The sequence below is a fragment of the Streptomyces sp. NPDC055103 genome, assembly GCF_053607625.1.
In genome coordinates this window covers 1-1,393 of sequence record NZ_JBSGTX010000181.1, presented here as the reverse complement: position 1 = coordinate 1,393, position 1,393 = coordinate 1, and the positions used below count along the sequence as shown (strand labels likewise).

1 protein-coding gene is annotated in these 1,393 nt (G+C 67.6%); it reads left to right on the top strand.

Annotated elements, in window-relative coordinates; genetic code table 11:
- Positions 1–154: 154 nt before the first annotated feature.
- Positions 155–1,357, top strand: coding sequence for an ISAs1 family transposase (locus ACWFR1_RS40355; protein ID WP_453561101.1), 1,203 nt, complete (start codon positions 155–157; stop codon positions 1,355–1,357).
- The last annotated feature ends 36 nt before the right edge of the window (positions 1,358–1,393 follow it).

The window sequence follows — 1,393 nt, the reverse complement described above, 5'->3', positions numbered from 1 at the left end:
CAGGGGCATTGCGTAGTCGAGGTTGGTCGGGTTCGCCGGGTTCGTGCGTGACGTGACGTCATGTCCGGTGTGCGGTAAGGGAACTCGGACAGCAGAGCAGGCACGGTGCTGGTGATCATGTGGTTGTCGAGACCCATGAGAACCGAGCGAGACCGTGCCTGCCCGAACATCATCGCCCATCCCCGCCGCGCTGGAACAACTGGGCTCCCAGGCTGTCGTCCTTGTCCCGGACGACGTCGTTGACCTGCGGCGATTCCTGATCCATGTCGCCGATCCCCGTGACAGGCGGGGACGGAGGTATCCGGTCCTCGCGGTGTTGTGCGCGACGGTCGCGGCGGTGCTGACCGGGGCCCGCTCGCTCATCGCGATCAGCGAATGGATCACGGATGCCCCGCAACAGGTACTGGACGCCCTCGGCTTCGGCCTCGACCCGTTCACCGGGCTGCGGCCGGTGCCGCACGCTGCCACCGTGCGGCGTCTGCTGCAACGCGTTGACGGTGACGCACTGGACACGGCGATCAGCGCATACCTGCAGGCCAGAGCGGCACCTGGGCCCTTGCCAGCAGGGGAGAGGCCGGTGCGACGGGTCATCGCGGTCGACGGCAAGGTGGTCCGCGGCTCGCGCACCAGGACCGCCGCGGCGATCGGGCTGCTGGCCGCGATGGAGCACCACGGCGTGGTCCTGGCCCAGCGGCAGGTCGCCTCCAAAAGCAACGAGATCCCCTCGTTCCAGCCTCTGCTGGACCCCCTCGACCTGGAGGATGCTGTGCTGACCACCGATGCACTGCACACTCAGCACGGTCACGGCACCTACCTGACAAGCCGCGGTGCCCACTACCTGGCCGTCGTCAAGAAGAACCATCCCGGCCTGCACGAACAGGTCAGGAAGCTGCCATGGAAGGACATCCCCCTCGGGCACCGAACCCGTGCCCGGGCCCATCACCGCGACGAAATCCGCCGACTCAAGGCCGCCGCGTTCGCCCACCTCGACTACCCCGGCGCCCGCCAGGCGATCCAAGTCGTCAGGTGGCGGCGCGAGATGAGCACCGGCAAACTGACCATCGAGCGCGTCTACCTGATCACCAGCCTGAGCGTCTTCGACGCCACCAGCGCAGAGCTCTCCACCTGGATCAGGGGCCACTGGGGCATCGAGAACCTCTTGCACCACGTCCGTGACCGCACGTTCCGTGAGGACGACTCCAAGGTCCGCACCGGCACCCTGCCCCGGGCCATGGCCTCCTTGCGCAACCTCGCCATCGGCATCTTCCGCCAGGACGGACGGACCAACATCGCTGCCGCCGTCCGCCATGCCGGCCGTGACTACCACCGGCCCCTACAGGCCCTCGGCCTCACCTGACGAACCCGGACAGATCTCGATCACGCAATGACCCTG